Below are 617 nucleotides of genomic sequence, written 5' to 3'. Positions count from 1 at the left end.
ATTCAGAGATCTCCGGATCAAAGTCTGTTTGCCGACTCCCCGAAGCTTATCGCAGGCTACCACGTCTTTCATCGCCTCTGACTGCCAAGGCATCCACCGTATGCGCTTCTTCACTTGACCATATAACCCCAAGCAATCTGGTTATTGTCTCGAACGTGAAGACGACATTCGCCGAAAATTCGCGCTTGAACTCGCAAATTTTACCTTGACTTGAATAATCGCCAGTGAAAGAGATTATTCAGTCTACTTCTATCACATACCCAAATTTTTAAAGAACAGTTCTGGCACAAAGACCAGACATCAATGTTCGTTCAACCTGAACATTCATGTCTGAGCTTTCGACGATTTAATGGTGGAGCCAAGGAGGATCGAACTCCTGACCTCCTGCGTGCAAAGCAGGCGCTCTCCCAGCTGAGCTATGGCCCCATCGGATCAGCAGCACACCACAACAATTGGTGGGTCTGGGCAGATTCGAACTGCCGACCTCACCCTTATCAGGGGTGCGCTCTAACCAACTGAGCTACAGACCCAATCGTCTAACCAGTGAATCAAGCAATTCGTGTGGGAGCTTATGAAGAAGCTGAGATCTTCGATTAAGGAGGTGGGAGGTGATCCAG

General features: G+C 48.6%; 2 tRNA genes and 1 rRNA gene. All 3 read right to left on the bottom strand.

Annotation, left to right across the window (positions count from 1 at the left end):
* Nucleotides 1-120: ribosomal RNA gene (locus tag QO207_RS31505) — 23S ribosomal RNA — on the bottom strand; the annotation flags it as partial.
* Nucleotides 121-350: 230 nt separating this feature from the next.
* Nucleotides 351-426 (bottom strand) — tRNA-Ala (locus tag QO207_RS31500).
* A 27-nt stretch (nucleotides 427-453) separates the two neighbouring features.
* A tRNA-Ile gene (locus tag QO207_RS31495) sits at nucleotides 454-530 on the bottom strand.
* Between the last annotated feature and the right edge of the window lie 87 nt (nucleotides 531-617).

Origin of the sequence: Pseudomonas sp. CAN1 (assembly GCF_030462585.1) — a bacterium.
Lineage (GTDB): Bacteria > Pseudomonadota > Gammaproteobacteria > Pseudomonadales > Pseudomonadaceae > Pseudomonas.
This window is presented reverse-complemented; position numbering and strand designations above follow the sequence as displayed.